The following is a 26,443-nucleotide window of genomic DNA, read 5'->3' as shown; positions in this document are numbered from 1 at the left end:
TAAGGGCACGAAATACGCTTTTCCGTATATTGAGGGCATATTCCGGCGAATCGATCGCGCTGGTTCCTGTCAACTTCTTGAATCCGCTCAGCCCGTGTCTCGCTGTTGCTTTCAGTCGGGGTAGAGGACTCTCTCTAGCCGACTGGCCAAGCCAAGACGCCTGTCCTCGGGAAGCTGCTCCAGATTCCGAATCTTCCATTGTACAGCCGGCAGCCGCGCCGCTTCCTCCATGCCAAGTGCTGCCCAGTCCGGGGTTCCTTGTTTGAATCCTAGCAAGAAGCTGCGATGGGCATCCGGCATGTCACCGATCATGGCGGCGATGATAGCCTCCCTGGTCTCGATCAGCGCTTCTAGTGGTACTGCTTCGTCGGTCATGCCTACGAAACCTCGGGCATATTCGTCATCGAGGTCGCGGCGTATCGGCGCCAGGAGTTCCGCGATCGGGCGCGGGTGACTCAAAATGTAGATGAGGAAGGCGGATCGCAGAGCATCGTCGATGCCTTCGTTCACGAGGAGATCGCGGACGTCGAACAGGTCGCGCGGGTGCTGACGATCGAGCGCCGCGACGATCTTGCCGGCGTAGAGATCGGCAAACGACGTCACCTGAATTTCGGCAAAGCCGAAGGCTTCTTCGACCCGCGGCGCCACAGCCCGCATTTCGGCGGCGTATACCGCACCGCGCAGAACCGGTGTCACTTCGATCTTGATCTGCACGCGTTCATGGCGAACCACGAGCTTCGTGATCTTGTTATCCGGTTGGAGCCGGCTCGGGGTGACCTTGGCACCCTTGATCCCCGCAGTGATCTGGCCTGCTATCCGCAGCATTGCGGCATCGATCGCGACCAACGACGAAGTCCGGTCGGTGATGGGCAGGTAGGTCAGGTCGATATCGACCGAGAGCCGCGGCATATCGCGAATGAACAGGTTGATCGCGGTTCCGCCCTTCAATGCGAACTCGAGTTCGCTCGCGACGAAGGGAAGGACGCGCACCAGCAAAGCGACTTGCTGGCGATAGGCATCAAGCAGGGCCAAGCAGATCCTCCGGGACCGTGATATCATAGTCTTTCGACAAGCGACCGCCCGGTACCAGAGCCCGCTTTCCGGCACCCAGATCGAATGCTGCGGGATCGACATGACGGCGCCACGCGTGGCGGTGGCGATCGGCGAAGAAGAAGAACAGCCGCTTGACCTTTACGCTACGGCACTGGCTGAGCAGCAGCTTCAATCTGGTTGGGCTCAGATTGACCAGCCCTTCCGCGAGCACATCGACTTGATGAAAGCTCTCACGGTCAGGCAGCTCGTCGAGCAGTTCCAGAAAGGCGCGCTCAGGGGACGACAGGCGTAATGGCCATGTCATGCCCTGAGCTCCGATCATAAAATTGGCTGGTAAAAAGTCATCGGAGGCTTCTCGCGGTCCGCACGGATCAAGCGGCTCCTCAGGAAACAGCTTTGTTGCGTTGTGCCAGACAAATCGCACCTCTAGCTTCAACTTTGCGAGCCAGCCCGGCGGCTTGGCGGGGCCGTAGAGATGCACTTCGTGCCGTTCGCCGAGGTAATGGCGAAAACCCTGCTCTTCGAGAGCGGTGCGCCCGCCCACGGTCAGCGGATAACCCATGAAGCTCTGCAGCGACATAACAGCCTGTTGCCAGGACAACGGCTCCTGCACGCGACGATAGACACGTGGCGCGACTTGAGTGAGCCAGCCCGACTTAACGTATTGGCTGCGTAGCGACGACGAGTATCCGTGGCGCTCCAGCCATGCGGCATCGACCAGCACGTGTTCGGGCAAGCGCTGGAGTTGGTTTAGCTTACCTGTAAAACGCTCAGTCATGCTAAGCATTATATGTCATTTACAAACCAGGTTCCAGTTTATAAATCACCGAAATTCCATCGCGAAGCTGCGCAACAAAGGGCGATCGCAAACCGCGTGGAGTTGCACCCCCGAGACGATAGCTAACAATGCCGCCGCGTCCTCATGCGCGGCTCCGAAATTTGCCCTTGATCACTTTTCCGCCGACGCGAAGTTGATCGAGGTAATCCGACCACCATTGAGCCATTCGGACTCTCTCAGCCCAGTGCGCCCCGCGGTGATAGGCGGCCCGTACCCTGTCCCGTTCGCCATGCGCGAGCGCGCGCTCGATTGCGTCGGGGTGCCAGAGCCCGGATTCATTGAGCAAGGTGCTGGCCATCGCGCGGAAGCCATGACTGGTCATTTCGTCATGTTCAAACCCAAGGCGGCGCAGCGCGACATTCAAAGTGTTATCAGACAGAGGCCGCTTGGTCGTATGAAGCGCTGGAAACAGATACTCGCTATCCCGCGCAAGCGATCGCAGATCCTGAAGAAGGTACAGCACCTGTCGAGATAGCGGCACGGCGTGTGGCTGTTTCATCTTCATCCGCTCGGCCGGCACCCGCCACACCTTTTCCGCGAAATCGATCTCGCTCCATTTCGCTTGCCTCAGCTCACCGGGGCGCAGGAAGACATGTGGCGCGATCCTCAACGCATGCAGCGTTTCCGGCCGCCCGGTGTAGCCGTCGATCGCGCGCAGCAATTCGCCAACCTTCTTGGGCTCGACGATCGCAGCATGGTGCTTGACCCGCGGGACGGTGAGCGCGCCGCGTAGGATGTCTGCCGGATTGCGTTCGGTCCGAAGGGTGGCAAAGCCATAGCGAAAGACCCGTCCTGCGAAGGATCGTAGCCGAAGAGCCGTCTCGTGATGACCCCGGCGCTCGACGCGTTTCAAAACGTCGAGAAGTTCGTGAGGCGTCACCGACGCAATGGGACGCTTGGCGATGCCGGCGAGGAGCTCAAGAAACCAGCGCGCCTTCTTTAGGGTCGCCGGCGAGCGCCCTTCGCGTTCCATCTTCTGGATATATTCTTCCGCGACAAGCTCGAAGGTCGTCTGCGCGGCCAGCTCGGCCTTTAGGCGCCGCTGGCGCTTCTCCTCGACCGGATCGATCCCGTCGTCGAGCTCCGCCTTGGCCTCGTCGCGCTTTCGGCGCGCCTGCACCAGACTGACGTCCGGGAAACTGCCGAGTGAAAGCTTCCGCTCGATACCGCAGCATCTGTAGCGAAAGCGCCAAAGCAGCGCGCCGGATGGCTGCACCAGCAGATACAGCCCATCGACATCAGCAACTTTATAGGGACGCTCTGCCGGTTTCAGCGCCCGAATCTGCACAACCGTAAGCATGGGGCCACGCCTCCTGCATCGTTCGTGGCCCCATGATTCGTGGCCCCTTTTGGGTGGGCCACGGCGGAACAAAGTGAGATTTCGTGGGACCGCTGACGAGCAGTTTACCGCAGATTTCTGCGGTTTTCCAGAGATGTTCTCTATATGGACTGGTGCCGCTTACAGGACTCGAACCTGTGACCCCCGCATTACGAATGCGATGCTCTACCAGCTGAGCTAAAGCGGCCCGACGATGGATGTCTCCGGTCGAGGGGGCGGCGATTAACAGGGGTTTTTTGCGCTGACAAGCGGTTTGCGCGTTTACGCATCGTTTACCACGGGCGGTGCACAACCGGTTCGGTGATTGGGGACGCTTGCATGGATACGGTACGTGGGCTGGACGACGAGCGGAGCGGCGGCGTGGACGCGACCACGATGCTCGCGCGTGGCGGCGGCGGCGCATCCTCGGCCTGTACGGGCGACGGCGCGCAGGATTCCGCGGATGCCGGCGTCAACGACGTGATGTTCGATCTCGGCGGCGACGAGCGGCGGATGCACGTGCGCGCCTATAATCACTGGGTCTCGCTGCTGAAGGGACGCCCCTACCCGTCGATCGCGGACCTCGAGCCAGAGACGATCACCGATTTCGGGCCGCACAGCGTGCTGCTCGATTTCAGCCACGGCATGGGCGATCCCAAGATTGCCTATCTCGGCCGTGCGTTGCGCGAGGAATGCGGTCTGGTCGGGCCGATCGCGACGATCGCCGATGTGCCAAGCCGCTCGCTGCTGTCGCGGCTGACCGATCATTATCTGCAGATCATCGCGAATCGCGCGCCGATCGGCTTCGAGGCGGAGTTCGTCAGCAGCCGGGGGCGCACGACGCTGTACCGCGGGATCCTGATGCCGTTCTCATCGAGCGGCGATGCGATCGATTTCATCTACGGCGTGATCAACTGGAAGGAACTGGCCGACGCCGACATGCAGGCGACGCTTGCGGCCGAACTCGACGCCGCGGTTCGCGCGACGCCCCAGTCGACCGACGTCGCGCAGGTCTGGGCCGATGGGCCGAGCGGCGGGTTCGACACCGAGGCGGCGTCCGATCTCGTGGCGACCGAGGCGGGCGGGAATGCCGTACCCGAACTCGTGCTCGACGATCCGCTGCCCGCCGAATACGTCCTTACCGGCCCGCTCGGCGAGCAACTGGCGATGGCGCGCGAAAGCGCCGCGCAGGTTCGTGCCACCGAGACGCGCGCGCAAGCCGCCCTTCGCCGTACGCTGGGTCGCGCGCATGATCTTGCGCTGTCGGCTGAGCGGGAACGCGATGATTATGCGCCGTTGCCGGCGGCGACGCGCCTTGGTCAAGCGAACGCGATGATGCACATCGTCGTGTTGGTATTCGGTCCGGATTTCGATGCGTCCCGCCTGACCGAGTTCACCGCGGTTCTGTTGCATGCGCAGCGGCACCAGGTGCCGACGGGTGGGCTCCAGAGCTTTCTCGACGGCTTCGGCGGCGACTTGCCCGCGATTGCCGCTGCCGAACAGCTGGCAATTTAGCTGCAGCGCAGCATATCCCTTCGCACCTGCCACAAGCCTTGAGATAGCCGGACGGGGGGCGCATAGGCCCCGACCTATGGCGAACCAATCGTTGAACACGCTCACCGAGACCCTTGCGGGCCGGCTGACCGAACGGGCCCTTCCGGGCGAACTCAAGGACTTCGGTGCGAGCGAGGTGGCGCAGGCCGCGGCGTTCGTCGCCGCGACCGCCGCGCACCGCGACGACGGCGCACCGGCGATCGCGATCGAGCCTATCAGCGGCGACGATACGCGGCGGCGGATGCGGCTCGCGATCGTCAACGACGACATGCCGTTCCTGGTCGATTCGATCGCAGCGGCGATCGGCGCGCAGGACATCGCGGTCGATCGGATCATCCACCCCGTCGTCCGAACGACGCGCGCGCCCGACGGTACGCTGCACGCGATCGACGCGGACGGCCTGGGTGCAGGTCGGCCCGAATCGATGATCTATCTGGAAATGGAGCGCGCTGACGCACGCGACCGTCGCGGATTGATCGAGGATCTGACCGCGGTGCTGGCCGACGTCCGTGCGGCGGTGACCGATTGGCGCGCGATGCAGGCGGCCCTCGACGACGATATCGCGAAGCTGCCCGAGGGCGAAGGTGCGGCGTTGCTGCAGTGGTTCCTGAACGGCCACCTGACGCTATTGGGGCATCAGATCTGGCTCCGTGACGGGAGTGGTCACGCCGCACTGGGCGTCGCGCGCAACGAACACCGTGTGCCGATCCTCGCCGAATCATCGCGCGCACTGGCGATCAAGTGGTTCGAGGCGGGCAACGATGCGCCCTTGCTGCTGAAGTCGAACCTGATTTCGACCGTCCACCGCGCGGTGCCGCTCGACCTAGTCGTCGTGCCGGTGATGGAGGGCGCGACGGTTGCCGGGCTGTCGATCTACAGCGGCCTATGGACCAGCGCCGCGCTCGCCGCGATGCCGCGGGACGTGCCTGTGTTGCGTACGCGCCTGGCCGCAATGAAGGCGAAGTTCGGGTTCGACCCGCGCGGTCATGCCGGCAAGGCGCTGACGCATGCGTTTACCGCGCTCCCGCACGATCTGGTCATCGCGTTCGCACCTGATGCGCTGGAGGATCTTGCGCTGACGGCGATGAGTCTGGCGGATCGGCCGCGGCCGGCGCTCGTGCTGGTCGAGTCCGCGCTCGGCCGTCACCTGTTCGGGTTCGTCTGGCTGCCGCGCGACGACGTTACCAACACCCGCCGGGTCGCGATCGGCGACATGTTGGCGGAGGCGGCGAATGCCAGCGTGCTCAACTGGTCGATCGCGCTGGAGGACGGCGAGGTCGCGATGATCCGCTACACGCTCGACCTGCGCGGCGATGGCCGGATGCCGGACGTCGCGCCGCTCGCGCTGCGGTTACAGCGGATGGTGCGCGGGTGGGTGTCGGACGTCGAGGCCGCGCTGGTCGAGACCTTGCCGCCGCCGCGCGCCGCACGGCTCGCGCTGAAATGGGCGGCCGCGTTCCCGCAGAATTACCGCAACCTCAGCACGCCCGCGGAGGCCGCCGAGGATATCCAGCGGATCGCCGCGCTGGCCGACCCGGAAGCGCGCGGCGTACGCCTGGTTCCGGGTGAAGCCGGCGCCGATCCGCAGCTCAAGATCTACAAGCTCGGCGGCGCTCTCCCCCTGTCGGACGCGGTCCCGGTGCTGGAGAATTTCGGCTTCCGCGTGATTGGCGAGCTGCCGACGCGGCTGCGCGACGACAGCGTGCCGTTCGTGCATGATTTCGTGCTGGAGGCGAACGACGCCGCGCAGCAGAGCGATGCGCCCGTACTCGAAGGGGCGATCGCGGCGGTGCTGGAAGGCGCTGCCGAGAACGATGCGTTCAACCGGCTGATCGTCGAACTCGGCATGCGTCCCGAGGCGATCGTGCTGTTCCGCGCGTGGTTCCGGTATCTGCGCCAGGCGGGGCTTCCGTATGGCCTGACCACCGTGGTCGATGCGTTGCGGCGTGCGCCGAAAGTTGCGGCGGCTCTGATCGCGCGGTTCACTGCGGTCCATCACCCCGATCATCCCGGCAATGCGATTGAGGCGGATCAGGCGATCGAAGCCGGGCTCGACGCGGTTACCGCGATCGACGACGATCGTATCCTGCGCGCGTATCGCAACCTGATCGCGGCGACTCTGCGGACCAACGCGTTCACGCCCGCCGCCTCGGAAGCGCTTGCGTTCAAGCTCGACAGCCATCTGATCCCCGGCCTCCCCGCGCCCGTGCCTTGGCGCGAAGTGTGGGTCTATTCGCCGCGCGTCGAAGGCATCCACCTCCGCGCCGGCCCGGTTGCGCGTGGCGGCCTGCGCTGGTCCGATCGTCGCGACGATTTCCGCACCGAGATCCTCGGGCTGATGAAGGCGCAGCGCGTCAAGAATGCGGTCATCGTGCCGACCGGTGCGAAGGGCGGCTTCTATCCGAAGCAACTCCCCGCCCCGTCGAACCGCGACGCATGGCTGGCCGAGGGCACCGAGAGTTACCGGATCTTCATCCGCACCTTGCTGTCGATCACCGACAACATCGTCGAGGGCAAGGTCGTGCATCCCGACGGCGTGACGATCCTCGACGGCGAGGACCCGTATTTCGTGGTCGCCGCCGACAAGGGCACTGCGACGTTCAGCGACGTGGCGAACGCGCTGGCGCTCGAACGCGGCTACTGGCTCGGCGACGCGTTCGCCTCCGGTGGCTCGGTCGGGTACGACCACAAGGCGATGGGGATTACCGCCAAGGGCGCATGGCTCAGCGTCCAGCGGCACTTCGCCGAACGTGGCCTCGACGTGCAGAGCGAGAGCATCACCGTCGTCGGCTGCGGCGACATGTCGGGCGACGTGTTCGGCAACGGCATGCTGCTGTCGAAGACGCTGAAGGTTATCGCGGCGTTCGATCATCGCCACATCTTCCTCGATCCCGATCCCGATCCGGCGACCAGCTGGGACGAGCGCAACCGGATGTTCGCGCTGCCGCGGTCGAGCTGGGCGGATTACGAGGCCAGCCTGATCTCGAAGGGCGGCGGCGTGTTCGCGCGCACCGCCAAGGTCGTGAAGCTGTCGCCTGAGGTGCAGGCAGCACTGGGCGTGACGGCAAGTGAGATGGAGCCGGGCGCGCTGATCTCCGCGATCCTGAAGGCGCCGGCGGACCTGCTCTGGTTCGGCGGCATCGGCACCTATGTGAAGGCAGCGTCCGAGGCGAACGTCGCGGTCGGCGATCCGGCCAACGACCGCCTGCGCGTAAATGCCGAGGATCTGCGCGTGATCGCGATCGGCGAAGGCGCGAACCTGGGCGTCACGCAGGCGGCGCGCATCGCGTTTTCCGCACGCGGCGGGCGGATCAACACCGACTTCATCGACAATTCGGCAGGCGTCGACTGCTCGGATAACGAGGTCAACATCAAGATCGCGCTCAACCGCGAGATGATCGAGGGGCGGCTCGACTATGAGGACCGCAACACGCTGCTCGCCAGCATGACCGACGACGTCGCGCATCTGGTGCTGGAGGACAACCGGCTCCAGACGCTGGCGCTGTCGATCGCCGAGGCGGACGGCGCGGTGGCGATGCCGAGCTATGTCCGCGTGATCGAGATCTTTGAGGGCGCCGGGCGGCTCGATCGGGCGGTCGAGGGGCTGGCGTCGAACGACATCCTGCTGCGTCGCGGTCAGGATGGGTTGGGCCTCACACGTCCCGAACTCGCCGTGCTGCTGGCGACCGCCAAGCTCGGGTTGCAGGATGCGATCGAGCATGGCGACATTGCCAGGGACGACGCGCTGAAGCCCGATCTGCACGCCGCCTTCCCCGCGGCGATGCGCGACCGCTTTGCGACGGCGATCGACGAGCATCGACTGCGGCCCGAGATCGTCGCGACCAAGCTCGCCAACCGGATCGTCAACCGGCTGGGCATTCTCTACCCGTTCGAACTGGCGGAAGAGGAAGGCGCGGCGATGGGCGATATCGCGGCGATGTTCGTCGTCGCCGAGCGCCTGTTCGACCTGCCGGCACTGTGGGCGGAGATCGAGACCGCGGTGATGCCCGAGGCGGCACGGATCGCGCTGTTCGACGAGGTGGCGGTCGCGACGCGCTCACAGATCGCCGATCTGTTGCGCGTGTCGGCACCGGGAACGGCACCGGGCGACGTGCTCGCACGGTTGGCGAAGGGCATCACGCAGCTCGACAGCCAGACCGCCGCGCTACTGCTCGAAGAGGCGAGCGCGCAGAGCAATCGTATCGCGGGGCAACTCGAAGCGGTCGGTGCGCCGGGCGATCTGGTGCGCAAGGTCGTTCGCCTGTTTGAGATGGACGGCGCGGTCGGCTTGGCCGATCTCGGCGAGCGGATGACGCTCGACGAGGCGGTCCTCACGCGGGCGTTCACGCATCTGGGGCAGGCGCTGGGGCTCGACTGGGCGCAGGCGAATGCGGCGCGGATCAGCCCCACCGACCCTTGGGAGCGCTTGCTGATCGCAGGCCTCGCGCGCGATTTCCAGCAGTTGCGGCTCGAATTCCTCGCCCGCCGCGGCGCGCAGGATCCGCAAGGTGCAGTGGAGACCTGGCTGACGGCGAACGCCACACGCGTAGCGCAGTTCAAGGCGGTCATCGACCGCGCGCGCCATGCGGCCGTCCCGAACGCGGCCATGCTGGCGCAGATCGCCGGGCAAGCGCGGGTGCTATTGGGACGGTGACCTCCAACCCCTCTCCCCCACGGGGAGAGGGAGGGGCCCGCGCGCGCTTGCGCGTGGGAGGGTGAGGGGAATGAGGCTCGGGGCGCGAGTCCCAACCGCCCCTCACCCTCCCGTCGCCGAAAAGCTCCTCCTTCCCTCTCCCCGAAGGGGCGAGGGACAGGTTACGCCCGCCGCGCGGCCAGCTCAGCCTTCCACTTGCGTGCCCGCACCCACATGATCACCCCGGTCACCGCCAGCACCGCGGGCAGGATCCCACCCACGAAGATGATCGCCTGCCACAGCGCACCCATGTCGGTGCCATCGTGGATCCGCCGTATCCACCGTGCCACGCCGCCTTGAGGCCGCGCGGGTGCCGCGGTCGCGCCACCGGTGTCGTCGGCCACCTTTACCCCGATCGGCGTGCTCCCGCTCTTGAACGTTACCGTCCAGTCCGCGCTGAGGTCGGTCGGCCACGCGACACTCCGCAACGGTGCAGTGTCGACGAGGCCCCGCGCCTTGCCGATCGCCACCGCCAGTGGCTGCGCGGGTGACGCCAACGGCCGCGCGCGCATCATCGCACCGCGATCGGGCCCACCCCTCGACCGCGAAGCGTCGCCCGAGATCTTGCCGAAGACCTGTGGGAACGAAATCCAAGCGCCGGTCAGCGACAACACGAACAGCGGCAGCGCGATCCAGAAGCCGAACAGATGATGCAGGTTGGTCTCGACGTCGCGGTGCCGCCGGAACCGCAGCCCCCGCGTCCATTTGCCCACCGTCGGCCACCACAGCCAGAGCCCCGTAAAGCAAGACACCATCATCGCCACGCCGATCCAGCCGACGATCAAGCGCCCGACGCCGGGCAACTGCAGGCTTCCGTGGAGCCCGTGGAGGAAACGCACGAGCCCGCCGTTCGAAGGCGACACCTCCAGCACGCGCGCGGTTGGCGGATCGAGATACACCATCGTCCGCTGCGGCGGACCGGGTCGGGCTGCCACATCGGCCGAGCTGGCTGCGACAACCACCGGACCGCCGTCGTCGGGCATCGTCAACGTCGCGATCCGCTCGCCATGCCTCAGCGCCGCGCGTGCCGCCGCGACATAGCTGTCGGGGCCGAGCACGGTCTTGCCGGTGACTGCATAGCGCGCAGGATCGACGATGCGGTCGAGCGCATCGTGCCACACCAGCGCCGCGCCGCTCAGCGACAGCGGGATGATCAGGACCGCCAGCACTAGCCCGATCCACTTGTGGACCTGGAACCACGCCCGTCGCATCGCCAGCTTGCTCATTCTCTACTCCCTGTGCGGGCGAGCGTGGCATGGCCGACGGGCGCAAGTCCATCCACCGCGATGCCCGTCGTCCTGACTTTCATCAGGGTGACGGGGGGATCAGGCATCCGCCCAGCGGCGCAGAAGATTGTGGTACACTCCCGTCAGCCGCACCGTCGCCGGATCGCCCTGGCCCTGCGCCGCTGCGACCGCCTGCACACCCTGGTCGAGATCGAACAGGATCCGCCGCGCACCATCGTCACGGACCATCGACTGCAGCCAGAAGAACGACGCGGTCCGCACCCCGCGCGTGACCGGCGTGACCCGGTGCAGGCTGGACGCGGGATACAGCACCATGTGCCCCGCAGGCAGCTTGACGCTTTGCGGCCCGAACTGATCCTCGATCACCAGTTCGCCGCCGTCATAGGTCGCAGGGTCGTCGAGGAAGAGTGTCGCCGACAGATCGCTGCGGATCCGGAAGTCGGTGCCGCGCTTCATCCGGATCGCGTTGTCGACATGAAGCCCGAAATCCTGCCCGCCGGCATAGCGGTTGAAAAGCGGCGGGAACACTTTCAGCGGCAATGCGGCGGCGACGAACAGCGCGCACTGTCCCAGCGCATCGAGCACGATCCCGCCAGCTTCGCGCGCGACCGCCGAGTCCTCCGGCAATTGCTCGTTGCGCTTAGCCAGCGCGGATTGCGGTCCCGACGTCGCGTTGCCGTCTATCCAGTCCGCGGCATCGATGAGCGTACGGACATGCGCGACGCCGGCCGCATCGAGAATATCGGGGATCGCGATCAACATGGCGTCATCCTATCGCCGCAGTCCCGCGCCGGCAAACCGCCGCGGGACGCTTGAATCACAGGCTGTAGAACAGCGTGAACCGCACCGACCGCGCCTCGCCCGGCGTCGCCCAGCCATTGTTGCGGATGCCGGTGTAATATTTCTCGTTGGTAAAGTTCTGCACGTTGAGCTGCGCGGTCAGGCCGTTGCCCACGGTATACGACAGGAACGCGCGGTGCGTCAGGTAATCCGCTGAATGGAACACCGGCGTCACCACGGTCGTCGGCGCAAGCGGAGTCGCCAATGCGCTGTTGTTAAGCGCGAACGCCCCCTGATAGGTCAGGCCGTAGCCTAGCTGCAGACCGAACGGCAGCGTGTAGGTGGTGAACAGGCTGCCCGAATGCTTGGGCGTGTTGGTGAGTTGCTGGTCCTGTTGCGGATCTAGCACCGCCAGCGAATTGCCGCACGGGTTGGTGACCGTGACGGTCGTCCCCACGCGGGTGCTGACCGGTCCTGGGTTGGCAAGGCAGAAATTCGAGACACTCTGGAGGATCTTGGCCTTCAGATAGGTATAGTTGGCGAAGATCGAGAAGGCGTGGCTGATGCTGCCACTGGCGCCGAGCGCGATCCCGTCGACGCGCGAACGGCCGTCGTTGACGCCGAGCGTCGTGACGATCGGGTCATTCGTGGCGACGCGGTAGTTGGTGCGCTCGTTGCGAAACACCGCTGCGGTCAGCTGAAGCTTGCGCGAGAACAGGTCGGCCTTCGCGCCGATTTCGTAATTCACCGCTTTTTCGGGCTTCACGTCGCACGGATCGAGCTGGCCGGCGGGTGCCGCAATCAGCGTTCCGCACCCGAGCCGCACGGTCGCCGATGTCGGCGTCGTCGCGTTGCCGTACGACGCATAGAGGCTGACGGTCTCGATAGGTTTGAAGTTGATTCCGCCACGATACGAAAACAGCGTCTCGTCGCTCGTCTGGTTCAGGCCGCGCGTGTAGGCGCCGAGCGTTGGCCCGGTCACGACCGAGAAGGTATCCGCGCGGAACGTCCCCTTGGCATGTTCGTAGCGCAGACCGAAGTTGACCTCGATCTGCGGGATCAGCTTGATCGTGTCGAAAGCGTAGACGGCCGCATTGCTGGTCTCGCCCTGCGAACGCCCCGCCTCGATGAAGTTGAATGCACCGGTATAATTCGTGTTCGGGTTGGCAAGGTTGATCGGTGGCTGGGCGACGGTCGCACCGGTCGCGGTACGCAGCGTATTGCCCGTCACGATCGTATAATCCTCCTGCGAGAAGGACGCACCGAGCACCAGTGTGTGCTCCAGCCCGGCAGTATCGAAGACCGAGCGCAGATCGGTCTGATTGTAGAGAATCTGGTTCTCCTGATTGCGGACGAAACCGCGTGGGCCGCTCGGATAATAGGTGCCGGGTGTTGCCTGGCCTGCGGCGCAGGTGAGCGGAGTGGTCGCGACGTTGGTCGCAGGCAGCGGCTGAAACCCGGTCGACAGGCAGAACACGCCTTGCGGTGCACTGGTCAACGAATCCTGCTGGACGCGCTGCCACCGGCTCAGATTGCGGATCGAGACCTTGTCGGAAAAGCTGTGGCTGACCGTGGCGGTCGCCTGGTCGACGGTGATGTCCTGCTTGTCGAGATTCCGGATGCCGTAATAGGCCGAGTTGTCGGCGCCGGGCAGCGGTCCATTGTTCACCGCATTGCGGAAGTACGGCACACCATAAACGGGGACGTTCTCGTCCTCCTGATGCAGATATTGCAGCGTCAGGCTGGTCGGACCTTCGACACCGACGATCAGCGAGGGCGCCACCGCCCAGCGCTTGTTATACTCGACGTCGCGACCGGGAATGTCGTTCTTGTGCGCGACCGCGTTCAGGCGGACCGCGACGAGGTCGCTGACGCGGACGTTCGAATCGAGCGTGGTGCGATAATAATCGTCGGTGCCGATACCGCCCGACACGACCGTCAGCGTCTCCGCCTGCGGGCGCTTCGTGATGAGATTGATCGTGCCGCCGACCGATCCGCCGCCGCCGAACACGCTGTTCGCGCCATTATACACCTCGACCTGTTGCAGGTTGAACGTCTCGCTGCGGCTATACTGCGCGCTGTCGCGGACGCCGTCGATCGTGATGTCGTTATTGGCCGAATAGCCACGCAGGTTGATGCTGTCGCCATAGCCACCGCCACCTTCGCCCGCGCCGAAGGTGATGCCGGGGATCGTCTGCAACACGTCGCGCAACGTCAGCAGATTCTGTTTGCGGATCGTCTGGTCGCCGATGATCGTCACGGTCTGCGTGGTGTCGAGCAGGCTGCGGGTCGCCTTCGGGCTCTCCAGCGTCGTGGCAGGTACGTTCTTCCCATTGACGATGATTTCGTCGCGGTTGAGCTGCTTTTCCTGGTCGTCGACCACATGAGTCTTGGCGGAATCGGCAGGTTTCTCGGCTGCGTAAGCGGGGGCGCTGGCGATGAACCCCACGCAGGAGAGCGCGAGAAATGCAGGCGCGGCAGACGAACGCGACGAGAGACCAGACATGCGAAACCCCTTATTGTTGCGGGCTCGCTATTGAGAGTCGTTCTCACTGTCAACGCTATTGCGACTAATTCTCATACGGCGTTTGCGAACAGCCATGATCTCAAGGCGCTAGCGAGATTGGGGGGATACTCCGCCACAATGCGGATCGCGTCGATCTCCGCGACGAGGGCGGATAGCGGCAAGGCGAGACGTGCTGCCGTCGCCTCCAGCGCTTGCCAGAAGACGGGTTCGAGACTGATCGAGGTCTGATGGCCAGCGATCGTGATCGAGCGCTTGACCGGCCCGCGGAATCCGCCGGCTGGCGCTTCGATCACTGGCCGCTCATGCCGTATCGAACAACGACGCAAGCTGTTCGATGATCGTCCCGCCGAGTTGCTCGACGTCCATGATCGTCACGGCGCGCGCGTAATAGCGGGTGACGTCGTGGCCGATGCCGATCGCGACCAGCTCGACCGGCGACTTGCTCTCGATCCAGCCGATCACCTGCCGCAGATGCCGCTCCAGATACGAGCCCGAGTTAACCGACAGCGTCGAATCGTCGACCGGCGCGCCGTCGCTGATCACCATCAGGATGCGGCGCTCCTCGGGCCGCGCGACCAGCCGGGCATGCGCCCACATCAACGCCTCGCCGTCGATATTCTCCTTCAGCAACCCCTCGCGCATCATCAACCCGAGCGAGTTGCGCGCGCGGCGCCACGGCTCGTCGGCACGCTTGTACACGATGTGACGGATGTCGTTGAGCCGCCCCGGCTGCGGCGGACGCCCGGCGGCCAGCCACGTCTCGCGGCTCTGCCCACCCTTCCAGGCGCGCGTCGTGAAGCCGAGGATCTCGGTCTTCACGCCGCAGCGCTCCAGCGTGCGTGCTAGAATGTCCGCGCTGATCGCCGCGATCGAGATCGGGCGGCCGCGCATCGAGCCGGAATTGTCGATCAGCAGCGTCACGACGGTGTCGCGGAAGTCGGTCTCCCGTTCGGCCTTGTAGCTGAGCGACAGCGTCGGGTTGACGATCACGCGCGCCAGCCGCGCCGCGTCGAGGATGCCCTCTTCCTGGTCGAAATCCCATGAGCGCGACTGCTGCGCCATCAGCCGCCGCTGAAGCCGGTTGGCGAGCTTCGACACGGTCGATTGCAGGTGCACGAGCTGCTGGTCGAGATAGCCGCGCAGGCGGGCCAGTTCGTCGGCGTCGCACAGCTCGGTGGCGGCGATCACTTCGTCGAACTGCGTCGTCCACGGCTTGTAGTCGAACGCGCCGCCCATGTCCGCGAAAGGACGGTTCGGGCGGACCGGCTGCATGCCTTCCTCGCCATCGTCACCGGGCTCGCCGTCGATGTCGTCCATCGACTCGTCGCTCTGCTCCTGGCCGTCGCTTTCCTCGTTCTGCTGCTCGGACTGTTCGCCCCGCGCCTCGACTTCGCCCTGGCCGTCCTCGCCCTGGTCGTCGCCTTCGTCGCCCTCGTCCTGCTGCTGCTCGTCGGTGCCCTCGTCCTCGGAGCCGCCTTCGTCGCTCTCCTCGGGGACCTGATCGCCCTCGACCAGCTCCAGTTCCTGCAGCATCTTCCGCGCAAGGCCCTGGAACGCCTTCTGGTCGTCGAGCGCAAAGGCCAGCGCGTCGAGGTCGGTCTTGCTCTCGATCCACTCACGCAGCAGCGCGAGGCCGGGCGCGGCGATCGCAGGCGATTCCTGTCCGGTCAGCCGCTCGCGCACCATGAGGCCAAGCGCGGTCGACAACGGTACCTCGTCACGGTTGCGCGCGCGCGTGATCGGGTCGGCCCGCAGACGTACGTCGAGCGCGCGTTCGAGGTTCTCGGTAATGCCCGCATAGCCGCGCGACCCAAGCGCCTCAACGCGGGCCGTCTCGACGGAATCAAACACCGCACGCGCAACCGCCTCGATCGGCGCTGCACGGTTATGCAGCGCGATGTCGTGGTGCTTCAACCTGAGCGCAAATCCGTCCGCGAACCCCCGCGCCTCCGCGACCTGCTCCAGCGGCAGGGCGCGCGCCGGCATCGGTACCTTGATGTGCTTGCCCGACTGCGTGGGCGCGTCGGCGGTGAAGGCGAGTTCGACCTCCGGCTCCTCCGAAATCGCACGCGCCGTGCCGGCAAGAACCGCCTTGAAGCGATCGAGAGGGGTTTCGTTGGCCAAAGGTTTAGGCCTTGCCCACCACGCTCTCAGGCAAGTCCTTGCCGAACACGCGCTGGTAGTACTCGGCGACCAGCGGCCGCTCCGCCTCGTCGCACTTGTTGAGGAACGACAGGCGGAACGCGAAGCCGACGTCGCCGAAGATCAGCGCGTTCTGCGCCCAGGTGATCACCGTACGCGGGCTCATGACGGTCGAGATGTCGCCGTTGACGAAACCCTTGCGCGTCATGTCCGCCACCCGCACCATGTTCTCGACGGTCTTCTTGCCCTCGGGCTTGTCGTATTCGCCCGACTTGGCGAGCACGATCTGCGCCTCGACCTTGGCGGGCAGGTAGTTGAGCGTGACGACGATATTCCAGCGGTCCATCTGGCCTTGGTTGATCTGCTGCGTGCCGTGATACAGCCCGCTCGTATCGCCGAGGCCGACCGTGTTGGCGGTCGCGAACAGGCGGAACCACGGGTTCGGGCGGATCACGCGATTCTGGTCGAGCAGCGTCAGCTTGCCCTCGGTCTCCAGCACGCGCTGGATCACGAACATTACGTCCGGGCGGCCGGCGTCATATTCGTCGAACACCAGCGCGGTCGGGGTCTGCAACGCCCAGGGCAGCAGGCCTTCGCGGAACTCGGTGATCTGCTGACCGTCCTTCAGGACGATCGCATCGCGGCCGATCAGGTCGATGCGGCTGATGTGCGCGTCGAGGTTGATGCGGATGCACGGCCATTTCAGCCGCGCCGCGACCTGCTCGATATGCGTCGACTTGCCGGTGCCGTGATAGCCCTGGACCATCACGCGACGGTTATGCGCGAAGCCCGCCAGCACGGCGAGCGTCGTGTCGGCATCGAAGACGTACGCCGGATCGAGATCGGGCACGCGCTCGTCGGCTTCGGAGAAGGCCGGTACTTCCATGTCGGAATCGATCCCGAACATCTCGCGCACCTTCACCATGCGGTCGGGTGCGTCGAGGATCGTGGTCTCGCGGCTGTCTGGCTGGGTATTCGGGATATCGGTCATGTTGGCCTCGTGTTCCCGGTAGCTCTAGGCCAAGCGCGGGCTGTTACTCAACCGCCGCTGTACGATTGGTCGGGCGATTGACCGGATGAGTTAGACGAACCGCCGGGATAGCAGCGGGTTCCGGATCGGGCGGCGTGAAATATCGATCAGAGTAAGCATGAGTTACGCGCCCGCAGATCGGGGAGGTCAGGCGAACGCGGCGGCGCCCTTCAGATGCTGGTAGGCCGCGATCACCTTCTGCAATTCCGATTCATGCGCGCGGTCGCCGCCGTTGCGGTCGGGATGATAGCGCCGGACGAGTTCGCTGTAGCGTTTGCGCAGCTGCGAGCGGTCGGTGTCCGTACTGAGCCCGAGCACGCGCAACGACCGCCGCTCGCCATCGGACAGCACGCGGCCATCTTTCCGCGCCGCCGTCATCCGCTCGCCGAACCTCGCGCCGATCGCATCGATCGGATCCGCGAAATCCGCCCATTTGGGTGGAGTGTCGCCGCCGCCATGCGCGAACGCCCGCGTCTCGCGCTCCCAGCCCGCCATCGGTCGCTGGGCATGGTGGATTTCATCCGCGGTCATCCCGTCGAAGAAATTATACCCCGAATTGAACGCGCGGACATGCTCAAGGCAGAACCAGCGGAATTGCGGCGGGCCGCCGTCGCTCGGTCCCTCCAGTGGTGGCGCGCGAAATTCGCCGGGCTCCTCGCAATCGCGCCACATGCAGACGCGCCCAGTCCCTTCCACGCGGCCGTGAAACCGTGGGCTGGGGCGTTCCTTCCGCTCTTTTCGATCGTCGTCCGCCACCGGCTCCCCGCGCTTTTCAAAACGGGCTATATAGGGAGCATGACAGACCTCGCCACCGGCTCCGTACAGGACCAGATCACCGCGCGCCTCACCGCAACGCTCGCCCCGACTCACCTGATCGTCGTCAACGAGAGCGGGCTCCATGCCGGCCATATGGGCGACGACGGCACCGGCGAGACGCATTTCCGCGTCGAAGTGGAAACTCCGCAGTTCGAAGGCCTTAATCGCGTCGCCCGCCAGAGGCTCGTGAACCAGGCGCTCGCCGAACTGTTGAGCACGAAGATCCACGCGCTCGCCATCAAGGCCCGCGCACCCGGGGAGAGTTGATGGCGTACAAGCTCTGGTACTGGCCCTCCATCCAGGGGCGCGGCGAATTCGTCCGGCTCGCACTCGAAGGCGCTGAGATCGCCTACGAGGATTGCGCGCGCAGCGTGGGCGAGGACGGCCTGATGGCCGATCTGAACGACCGCACCGGCCGCACCCCGTTCGCGCCGCCCTATCTGAAGCTCGACGGTCTGGTCATCGCGCAGGTTGCCAACATCCTGATGTATCTCGGCGAGCGCCACGGCCTCGCGCCCTCGAACATGGCGGACCGGCTGTGGCTCAATCAGCTCCAGCTGACGATCGCCGACCTCGTCGCGGAGGTCCACAACGTCCATCATCCGGTCGCGATGATGGACTATTACGATGACCAGAAGCCCGAGGCGGCGCGTGCGGCGAAGCAGTTCCGCGAGGAGCGCCTGCCGAAGTTCCTCGGTCATTTCGAGGATGCGGCGCAGGCCAATCCGGGTGACTGGCTGATCGATCACAAGTGGAGCTATGCCGACACGTCGCTGTTCCAGCTGGTCGAGGGGCTGCGGTACATGTTCCCGAAGCGGATGAAGACGCTCGAACCCGACTATCCGAACCTGATCCGCCTCCACGATCAGGTCGCCGAGCTGCCGGGGATCAAGGCGTACCTGAAAAGCGACCGGCGGTTGGCGTTCAACACCGACGGCATTTTCAGGGCGTATCCCGAGCTCGACGCAGAATGACGCACCTTCGATCCTCCCCCGCCAGGGGGAGGTGGATCGCGCAGCGAGACGGAGGGGGCGGTAAGCGATGACCGGCGTTCCGTGTCCTCCCCCTCCGTCAGGCTATGCCTGCCACCTCCCCCTGGCGGGGGAGGATCGATGAGCGAGCGCACCCTGCGCCCGGCTGCCCGCATCCTTCTCGTCGACGGCCAAAACCGCGTCCTCATGTTCCGCTTCACCCCCTCCGATCGCCCGCCGCTCTGGTGCACCCCCGGCGGCGCAGTCGATCCCGGCGAGAGCTACGCCGCCGCCGCCCGCCGCGAACTTTGGGAGGAAGTCGGGCTCGACATCGACTGCGGACCCGAGGTCGCGCAACGCACCATCGATTTCCTGACCTTCGAAGGCGTCGAGGTCACCGCCGACGAACGCTATTTCCGGATCGACGTCGACACCTGCGAGGTGAAGGCGGGCAAGCTCACCGAACAGGAGAAGCAACTGCTCGTCGGTCACCGCTGGTTTTCCCGAAACGACATCGCGGGCTTCCATGAAACGCTCTATCCAACAGACCTGGTCGAGCTCCTCGACGCCACGGAACCTGCCAAGGGATAACGCCATGCTCGATGATTTCGTCCTCCAGACCATCCTGCCGTCGACGCACGATCTCGGCGGGTTCAAGGTCCACCGCACGCTCCCGAACAAGGAACGGACCATGGTCGGCCCGTTCCTGTTCTTCGACCAGATGGGCCCGGCGCATCTGGAGGTGGGCCAGGGCATCGACGTTCGCCCGCATCCGCACATCAACCTGTCGACCGTCACCTATTTGTTCGACGGCGCGATCGACCACCGCGATTCGCTCGGCACGCAGGCACGGATCGAGCCCGGCGCGGTCAACCTGATGACCGCGGGCCACGGCATCGTCCATTCCGAGCGCTCGCCCGGCGACGAGCGCGCCGAAGGGCCGAACCTGTCGGGCATCCAGACCTGGCTCGCGATGCCCGAGGCGGTCGAGGAGATCGACCCCGCGTTCGAGCATGTCACCAAGGCGCAGTTGCCGACGATCGAGGCGCATGGCGCACGCTCGCGGATCATCATGGGGAGCCTGTGGGGCCAGACCGCGCCGACGACGACCTATTCGGGGACGATCTACGCCGACATCGCGCTCGATCCCGGCGCGAGCGTGCCGATCGACGCGGCGGCCGAGGAGCGCGCGATCTACCTCGCGATGGGCGAGGCGACGCTGGAAGGCGTGAAGCTCGAGCCGCAAGTCCTCTACGTCCTGCGCCCCGGTATCTCCGCGACACTGCGGTCCGCGCATGGCGGGCGTGCGATGCTGTGCGGCGGCGACGCGTTCACGACGCCACGCCATGTCTGGTGGAACTTCGTCAGCTCGAACCGGGATCGTATCGAGCAGGCGAAGCGCGACTGGAACGCGGGCAATTTCCCGAAAGTGCCCGGCGACGAAAAGGAATGGATCGAGATTCCGGCGATCCCGAAGACGGTGAGCTATCCCTGATCTCTCCCCTCCCGCAAGCGGGAGGGGGTAGGGGGTGGGCACGCGCTATCGCCGCCCGCTCCGTTTGAAACTGGCCGCGAGCCCACCCCCGGCCCCTCCCGCGTACGGGAGGGGAGCGGAAGGCGTATCTCCCCTCCCGCTTGCGGGAGGGGTCGGGGGAGGGCATGACCAGCAGGCAGCGCGACGGGTAGGCCCTCCCCTAACCCCTCCCGCCAGCGGGAGGGGAACGATGACACTACAACGCATCCCATTATCCACCGGGGTCGACCTAGACGTCGCGATCGCGGGAGCGCCCGCGAACCCGCCCGTCATCCTCCTCCACGGCTTCCCCGAATCGCACCGCACCTGGCGCGCCATCGCCCCGGACCTCGCGCGCGATCACTACGTGATCGCCCCCGATCAACGCGGCTTCGCGCGCTCCTCCAAGCCCGAGGGCGTCGACAACTACACCCCCGACAAGATCGTAGCCGACCTCATCGCGCTCGCCGATCACCTCGATATCGACCGCTTCACGCTGGTCGGCCACGACTGGGGCGGTGCGGTCGCGTGGATGGCCGCACTGCGCCACCCCGAGCGCATCGCCAGGCTCGTCATCATCAACGCCCCCCACCCGCTCGTCTTCCAGCGGACCATGTTCGACGACCTCGAACAGCGCGCCGCCAGCCAGTATATCCGTGCCTTCCGCAACCACGATCTCGAAAGGCACATCGAGTCGATCGGGCTCGAAACCTTCTTCGACACGAGTTTCTCGAAACACGCCGATCTCGCCGCGATGGCCGAGGACAAGGCCGCCTATCTCGACGAATGGGGTCAGCCCGGCGCGATCACCGCGATGCTCAACTGGTACCGCGCCAGCGCGATCGTCGTCCCCGCAATGGACGAAACCCCGCCCCGCCCAGCTTTCCTCGATGCGCCGTTTCCGCCGACCAGAATGCCGGTGCTGGTGATCTGGGGAATGCAGGACAGCGCGCTGCTCCCGAGCCAGCTCGATCTCGCCGCCCATGTCCCCGACCTCACGATCGAGAAGATTGATGCAGGCCATTTCGTACCATGGCAAAAACCCGACGCGGTGATCGCCGCAATGCGCCGCTGGGGAATCTGAGAACCCTCCCGATCCTCCCTCGCAAGGGGGAGGTGGCTGGCGCTTGCCAGACGGAGGGGGCGGTAAGGGAAACCTCTGTTCCGTGTCCTCCCCCTCCGTCGCCTTCGGCGCCACCTCCCCCTGGCGGGGGAGGATCGGAAAACTTGCTGGTTTATCCGTACTCGCTCCAACGCACGACACCTGTCTGAATCCTGACGACCACATTCGGCGATCGTTCAGCGGCACGGGAGCAAAACCCGTGTCATGCCGTTTCGAACGGCGCCAGACACAGGAGAGCAGTCATGCGTAAGATGATCCTCGCGGCCGTTGCCGCCGCCACCCTCGTTCCCACGGTCGCGACCGCGCAGAGCTACGGCGAAGTCCGCCGCGACCAGCGCGAAGTCCGCGAGAGCCAGCGCGATCTCCAGCGCGCACGCCGCTACGGCGACCGCGGCGATATCCGCGAAGCCCGCCAGGAACTGCGCGAAGATCGCCAGGAGCGCCGCGAGGACTGGCGCGACTATCGCCGCACGCACGGCAACGTCTATCGCCGCCCCGCCTATGTCGGCCCGCGCGGCTATAACTATCGCCCGGTGAGCGTCGGCTACCGCTTCGCGCCGAACTATTACGGCCGCCAATACTGGATCAACGACTATCAGACGTATCGCCTGTCGCGCCCGGCCTACGGCTATCAGCGCTGGGTCCGCTACGGCCGTGACGTCGTCCTGGTCGACACGCGCAACGGCCGCGTTGCCCAGGTCAACAACGGCTTCTTCTACTGACGACCTGAAATCCTCCCCCGCAAGGGGGGGGATTTACATCTCGTACGCCCCGCGTCGCATGACGTACTCGCGCGTCTCGTACGGCGCGGCGAGACCTTCGACCCAGGCGCCATGCGCATGCGTCAGCGCGACCAGTTCCATCGCTCGCTCGCCCGGCCAGCCCCGCACGCGAACCTCATGCCGGTGCAGATCGCGATTCGGCTCCATCATCACCCAGCCGAGCGGCCGCTCCGCCGTAGCCCGCGCGCCCGCCACCTCCATCGCGACCCGGATCCGCTCGCGCGACGCCGCCGGCAGATACTGCCACACCACCGAATGCATCAGCACGCGCGTGACGCCCTCGGGCTGCGGCTCGGCAAGTTGCGCCTCGACCCAGTCGGCCGCATCGCCTTCGATCAGATCGACGCCACTCTCGCGCACCATCGCGATCGCCCTGGCGAGCCGCGCCTGGCGTTCGATCGCATCGACCCAGACATACGCCTCGAGCCGCGCCGCCGCAGCCGGATCGGCGACGTCCACCGGGTGAATATCGACGCCGCGTGTCGACTCGATCTCGACCCGGGCGCTCGGCGGCGGCGGCCCTCGCCATTCGGGGCGGATCGTCACCGGCGAGGCGGACGGCCCGACCATCACACCGCCAAGATCGAACCGATAGCGATCGATCAGCAGGTTCAGCCCCGCGCTCGATCCGATCTCCAGCACCTCGAACCGCGGCCCGTACCGCTCGGCGAGGTGCAATATACCGGTCATCATGCCCGCCGACCGCGCCGCCTCGTTGGTCTGCGGCGGCCCGTCGAGCCAGGGCAGCAGTGCCGCATCGTGCGCGATGAGCGTAGCTTTCAAAATGACCGTGACGCGCTCCGGGTTTGTCTCCGCACCGGAGAACACGGTCGAGAGCGCGGGATCGACGCCCGACCGGTGCAGCGCGTGCAATCCGCCGACCAGCCGCAGCGCCAGCGCATCGGCAACCGGCTCGCCCGCCCAGTCGAGCACCCGCCGCCCCGTTTCGCTGTCACGATCGAGCGCGTCTGCCAGCGCAGTGCAAACCCGCGCCGTGACTGGTGCATCCATCGCCGCGCAATACCCCGCCTGGATTTCGAACGCCGAGCAACTTGCCTTTACATTTGCCATGCGCAGGTTGTTGCACCCGCCATGCCCCCCCCGTAAAGCCCGGCGCGTGCCAGACTCCCAGATCATCATCGCGGTCCCCAAGGGACGCATCCTCGCCGAGGCCCTGCCGTTGCTCGCGCGCGCCGGGGTGCATCCCGAAGCGTCGTTCTCGGACGAAAATTCGCGCGCGTTGCGGTTTGCCACCAATGATCCCGCGATCTCGCTGATCCGGGTGCGCGCGTTCGACGTCGCCACCTTCGTCGCGCACGGCGCCGCGCAGCTCGGCATCGTCGGGTCAGACGTGATTGCGGAGTTCGGCTATTCGGAACTGTACGCGCCGGTCGATCTCGGCATCGGGCATTGCCGGCTGTCGGTAGCCGAGCCTGCCGAGATGGCGGCACAGGACGATCCGCGCGGTTGGAGCCACGTCCGCGTCGCGACCAAATACCCGCACGTGACCGCCGCGCATTTCGCAGGCCGTGGCGTGCAGGCGGAGTGCGTGAAGCTCAACGGCGCGATGGAGTTGGCGCCGACCTTGGGCTTGGCGCCGCGGATCGTCGATCTCGTGTCGTCGGGGCGGACGTTGCTGGAGAACGGCCTGGTCGAGGTCGAGACGATCATGGAAGTCACCAGCCGCCTGGTGGTCAACCGCGCCGCGATGAAAACGCGCAGCCGGGTGGTGCCGTTGGTCGAGGCGTTCCGTCGCGCGGTCGAAGCGCAGGAGATGGCGGCATGAGCGCGCTATTCTACTCCCCTTCCCGCATGCGGGAAGGGGTCGGGGGCTGGGCTCGCGCTATCCTCCAGCGTGATGCCTGCGGTGAGCGCGTGCCCACCCCCAGCCCCTCCCGCTTGCGGGAGGGGGGCAAGTGATCCGTCTCTCCACGGCCGATGCGGACTTCGCGACGCGCTTCACTGCACTCGTCGAGGACCGTCGCGAGTCCGACGCGGGCGTCACGCAGGACGTCGCCGCGATCATCGCAGCCGTCCGCCGCGATAGCGAAGCCGCGCTCCGCGACCTCACGCAGAAGCATGATCGCCACGATCTCGAAACGACCGGCTGGCAGATCGACGCCGCCGACTGCAAGGCCGCGTTCGACGCGCTCGATCCGGACCTGCGCGCCGCGCTCGAGCTCGCCGCCACTCGCATCCGCGCCTATCATGAGAAACAGCGCCCTCTCGACAGCGACTCGGTCGACTCGGCGGGTGTGAGACTCGGCGCACGTTGGCTGCCCGTGGACGCTGCCGGCATCTACGTTCCGGGTGGACGTGCCGCGTACCCCTCGTCGCTGCTGATGAACGCGATCCCCGCCAAGGTCGCGGGCGTCGGCCGTCTGGCGATGGTCACGCCGACTCCGGACGGCCAGATCAACCCGCTCGTCCTCGCCGCCGCGCATCTCGCTGGCGTCGACGAAGTGTGGCGCGTCGGTGGTGCGCAGGCGGTCGCGGCGCTGGCCTATGGCGCGGGTAGGATCGAGCCGGTCGACGTGATCACCGGCCCCGGCAATGCCTGGGTCGCGGAGGCCAAGCGCCAGGTCTACGGCGTCGTCGGCATCGACATGGTCGCGGGGCCAAGCGAAATCGTTGTCGTCGCGGACGCGCTCAACGACCCCGAATGGACCGCCGCCGATCTGCTCAGCCAGGCCGAGCACGACGTGACCACGCAGTCGATCCTGTTCACCGACGATGCCGCGTTTGCCGACAAGGTCGCGGATGCCGTCGACCGTCAGTTGCGCGACCTGGCGACCGAAGCGGTCGCGCGCGTTGCTTGGGAGACCAATGGGGCGATCATCGTCGTCGACACGCTGGCGGACGCGATCCCGCTGGTCGACCGCCTTGCCGCCGAGCATCTCCAGCTGGCGATCCCCGACCCGCAGGGCTTCTTCGACCGGATCCGTCATGCGGGCTCGGTGTTCCTTGGTCGCTACACCCCGGAAGCGATCGGCGATTATGTCGCGGGGCCGAACCACGTCCTCCCCACCGGACGCCGCGCGCGGTTTGCGTCGGGGCTGTCGGTGCTCGACTTCATGAAGCGCACCAGCTTCCTGGCGTTGGACGAAGCCGCGTTGCGCGAACTCGGGCCTGCCACCGTCGCCCTCGCGAATGCCGAGGGCCTTCCCGCACACGCAAAATCAGTGGCTTTGCGGCTGCGGCTCAACAGTTAGTTTATTCGCGCAGAGGCGCAGAGAGCGCGGAGGTGTTGCGCGCGGCGCAGCCGCTTCGATTCCTTATTGGCTGGTGATGATAGGGCCGCTCCGCGGCGAGCGATACACCTCCGCGCTCTCTGCGCCTCTGCGCGAACCATTCTTCCTCGCCAACGCGCGCGAAACGCAAAGGGCTGACACACACGCGCCCCGCGCCTACAGGCAACCGCTTATGACTCGAACCGCCCCCCGCACCAAGGCGCGTGCCGCCGCTCGCCTCGCCGCCGTCCAGGCGACCTACCAGCACGAGATGGAGGGCACCGCGATGCCCGTCCTGCTCAACGAATTCCACCAGCACCGGCTCGGCGCGACGATCGAAGACGTCGAATATGCCGAGGCCGACGTCGATTTCTTCGACGACCTGGTGACCGGCGCCAACGCGCGCGCCGGCGAGATCGACGTGCTGATCGAGGGCAAGCTCGCCAAGGGCTGGACGCTGGCACGGCTCGACAAGCCGATGAAGGCGATCATCCGCGTCGGCACGTATGAGTTGCTTGCGCGCAAGGACGTGCCGGTCGCCGCGGTGATCAGCGAGTATGTCGACGTGGCGCACGCGTTCTACGACAAGCGCGAGTCGGGCTTCGTGAACGGCCTGCTCGACGGCATCGCGAAAGAGGTGCGTGCCTAAATGCTCCCCGACTCGGGGAGGGACCATGCGCAGCATGGTGGAGGGGGGCTTCCGCAAGCGTACCGGTGGTTGAGCGTTACGGACCTTCTTTGGCGGCCGGAAGACAACCCTCTGGCGCAACGCTCGCGGCGCGCCCCCTCCACCATCCGCTTTGCGGACGGTCCCCCTCCCCGTTCC

At 65.9% G+C, this 26,443-nt stretch carries 22 protein-coding genes and 1 tRNA gene; 11 read left to right on the top strand and 12 right to left on the bottom strand.

What is annotated here, in order from left to right; genetic code table 11:
- Positions 1-111 precede the first annotated feature (111 nt).
- From AC3D24_RS15110 to AC3D24_RS15095, 4 genes are all read right to left on the bottom strand, one after another.
- Positions 112-1,032 carry a nucleotidyl transferase AbiEii/AbiGii toxin family protein gene (locus AC3D24_RS15110; RefSeq protein ID WP_489031870.1) on the bottom strand — a complete coding sequence of 307 codons (921 nt, stop codon included), beginning with the start codon at positions 1,030-1,032 and terminating at the stop codon, positions 112-114.
- Complete coding sequence (locus tag AC3D24_RS15105; protein WP_489031868.1) at positions 1,019-1,831, bottom strand: type IV toxin-antitoxin system AbiEi family antitoxin domain-containing protein; 813 nt, start codon at positions 1,829-1,831, stop codon at positions 1,019-1,021. Before AC3D24_RS15105 ends, AC3D24_RS15110 begins: the two co-directional genes overlap by 14 nt.
- Positions 1,832-1,973: 142 nt before the next feature.
- Complete coding sequence (locus AC3D24_RS15100; protein WP_489031866.1) at positions 1,974-3,191, bottom strand: tyrosine-type recombinase/integrase; 1,218 nt, start codon at positions 3,189-3,191, stop codon at positions 1,974-1,976.
- Between the two features lie 150 nt (positions 3,192-3,341).
- Positions 3,342-3,417 (bottom strand) — tRNA-Thr (locus tag AC3D24_RS15095).
- A gap of 131 nt (positions 3,418-3,548) precedes the next feature.
- Here AC3D24_RS15095 and AC3D24_RS15090 point away from each other — a divergent pair.
- The gene (locus AC3D24_RS15090) at positions 3,549-4,724 is read left to right on the top strand and encodes a PAS domain-containing protein (RefSeq protein ID WP_489031865.1); all 1,176 of its coding nucleotides are present in this window, start codon (positions 3,549-3,551) and stop codon (positions 4,722-4,724) included.
- A gap of 76 nt (positions 4,725-4,800) precedes the next feature.
- Complete coding sequence (locus AC3D24_RS15085) at positions 4,801-9,417, top strand: NAD-glutamate dehydrogenase (RefSeq protein ID WP_489031863.1); 4,617 nt, start codon at positions 4,801-4,803, stop codon at positions 9,415-9,417.
- A 161-nt stretch (positions 9,418-9,578) separates the two neighbouring features.
- Here AC3D24_RS15085 and AC3D24_RS15080 read toward each other — a convergent pair whose 3' ends face one another.
- The 7 genes from AC3D24_RS15080 to AC3D24_RS15050 form a co-directional block, all read right to left on the bottom strand.
- Positions 9,579-10,682: a PepSY-associated TM helix domain-containing protein gene (locus AC3D24_RS15080; protein ID WP_489031862.1), complete on the bottom strand. Its 1,104-nt coding sequence runs from the start codon at positions 10,680-10,682 to the stop codon at positions 9,579-9,581.
- Positions 10,683-10,781: 99 nt separating this feature from the next.
- Complete coding sequence (locus AC3D24_RS15075) at positions 10,782-11,465, bottom strand: Fe2+-dependent dioxygenase (RefSeq protein WP_489031860.1); 684 nt, start codon at positions 11,463-11,465, stop codon at positions 10,782-10,784.
- A 55-nt stretch (positions 11,466-11,520) separates the two neighbouring features.
- A complete protein-coding gene (locus tag AC3D24_RS15070; protein ID WP_489031858.1) occupies positions 11,521-13,989 on the bottom strand; it encodes a TonB-dependent receptor in 2,469 nt (822 codons plus the stop codon).
- Positions 13,990-14,060: 71 nt separating this feature from the next.
- Positions 14,061-14,303, bottom strand: a complete 243-nt coding sequence (locus AC3D24_RS15065) for a ribbon-helix-helix domain-containing protein (protein WP_489031857.1) — start codon at positions 14,301-14,303, stop codon at positions 14,061-14,063.
- A 7-nt stretch (positions 14,304-14,310) separates the two neighbouring features.
- Positions 14,311-16,134: a cobaltochelatase subunit CobT gene (gene cobT / locus AC3D24_RS15060; RefSeq protein ID WP_489031855.1), complete on the bottom strand. Its 1,824-nt coding sequence runs from the start codon at positions 16,132-16,134 to the stop codon at positions 14,311-14,313.
- A 4-nt stretch (positions 16,135-16,138) separates the two neighbouring features.
- Entirely contained in the window at positions 16,139-17,143 is a 1,005-nt protein-coding gene (cobS, locus tag AC3D24_RS15055; RefSeq protein WP_056052421.1) for a cobaltochelatase subunit CobS, read from the bottom strand.
- A 186-nt stretch (positions 17,144-17,329) separates the two neighbouring features.
- On the bottom strand, positions 17,330-17,854 hold the full coding sequence (locus AC3D24_RS15050; RefSeq protein WP_489031853.1) for a J domain-containing protein: 525 nt from the start codon (positions 17,852-17,854) through the stop codon (positions 17,330-17,332).
- A gap of 123 nt (positions 17,855-17,977) precedes the next feature.
- Between AC3D24_RS15050 and AC3D24_RS15045 the strand changes: the two genes are divergently transcribed.
- The 6 genes from AC3D24_RS15045 (at position 17,978) to AC3D24_RS15020 (ending at position 22,327) form a co-directional block, all read left to right on the top strand.
- Entirely contained in the window at positions 17,978-18,265 is a 288-nt protein-coding gene (locus AC3D24_RS15045; protein ID WP_489031852.1) for a BolA family protein, read from the top strand.
- Complete coding sequence (locus AC3D24_RS15040; protein ID WP_489031850.1) at positions 18,265-18,972, top strand: glutathione S-transferase; 708 nt, start codon at positions 18,265-18,267, stop codon at positions 18,970-18,972. Before AC3D24_RS15045 ends, AC3D24_RS15040 begins: the two co-directional genes overlap by 1 nt.
- A 138-nt stretch (positions 18,973-19,110) precedes the next feature.
- Positions 19,111-19,560, top strand: coding sequence for an NUDIX hydrolase (locus AC3D24_RS15035; protein WP_489031848.1), 450 nt, complete (start codon positions 19,111-19,113; stop codon positions 19,558-19,560).
- A 4-nt stretch (positions 19,561-19,564) separates the two neighbouring features.
- Positions 19,565-20,464: a pirin family protein gene (locus AC3D24_RS15030; RefSeq protein ID WP_489031847.1), complete on the top strand. Its 900-nt coding sequence runs from the start codon at positions 19,565-19,567 to the stop codon at positions 20,462-20,464.
- A 229-nt stretch (positions 20,465-20,693) separates the two neighbouring features.
- The gene (locus tag AC3D24_RS15025) at positions 20,694-21,566 is read left to right on the top strand and encodes an alpha/beta fold hydrolase (RefSeq protein WP_489031845.1); all 873 of its coding nucleotides are present in this window, start codon (positions 20,694-20,696) and stop codon (positions 21,564-21,566) included.
- Between the two features lie 281 nt (positions 21,567-21,847).
- Positions 21,848-22,327 carry an RcnB family protein gene (locus AC3D24_RS15020; protein WP_489031843.1) on the top strand — a complete coding sequence of 160 codons (480 nt, stop codon included), beginning with the start codon at positions 21,848-21,850 and terminating at the stop codon, positions 22,325-22,327.
- A 33-nt stretch (positions 22,328-22,360) separates the two neighbouring features.
- On the opposite strand, the gene AC3D24_RS15015 is transcribed toward AC3D24_RS15020, so the two are convergent.
- Positions 22,361-23,458: a DUF2332 domain-containing protein gene (locus AC3D24_RS15015; RefSeq protein ID WP_489031841.1), complete on the bottom strand. Its 1,098-nt coding sequence runs from the start codon at positions 23,456-23,458 to the stop codon at positions 22,361-22,363.
- Between the two features lie 46 nt (positions 23,459-23,504).
- Between AC3D24_RS15015 and hisG the strand changes: the two genes are divergently transcribed.
- The 3 genes from hisG to nusB all read left to right on the top strand — a co-directional run bounded on the left by hisG (position 23,505) and on the right by nusB (position 26,266).
- Positions 23,505-24,173, top strand: coding sequence for an ATP phosphoribosyltransferase (gene hisG, locus AC3D24_RS15010; protein ID WP_489031839.1), 669 nt, complete (start codon positions 23,505-23,507; stop codon positions 24,171-24,173).
- A gap of 130 nt (positions 24,174-24,303) precedes the next feature.
- The gene (gene hisD / locus AC3D24_RS15005; RefSeq protein WP_489031837.1) at positions 24,304-25,599 is read left to right on the top strand and encodes a histidinol dehydrogenase; all 1,296 of its coding nucleotides are present in this window, start codon (positions 24,304-24,306) and stop codon (positions 25,597-25,599) included.
- A 211-nt stretch (positions 25,600-25,810) separates the two neighbouring features.
- Positions 25,811-26,266 carry a transcription antitermination factor NusB gene (gene nusB / locus AC3D24_RS15000; RefSeq protein ID WP_056488135.1) on the top strand — a complete coding sequence of 152 codons (456 nt, stop codon included), beginning with the start codon at positions 25,811-25,813 and terminating at the stop codon, positions 26,264-26,266.
- The last annotated feature ends 177 nt before the right edge of the window (positions 26,267-26,443 follow it).

It is taken from the genome of Sphingomonas sp. SL1004 (assembly GCF_057815015.1).
The sequence above is the reverse complement of the archived record's forward strand: the minus strand, read 5'-3'. Positions and strand labels throughout refer to the sequence as shown.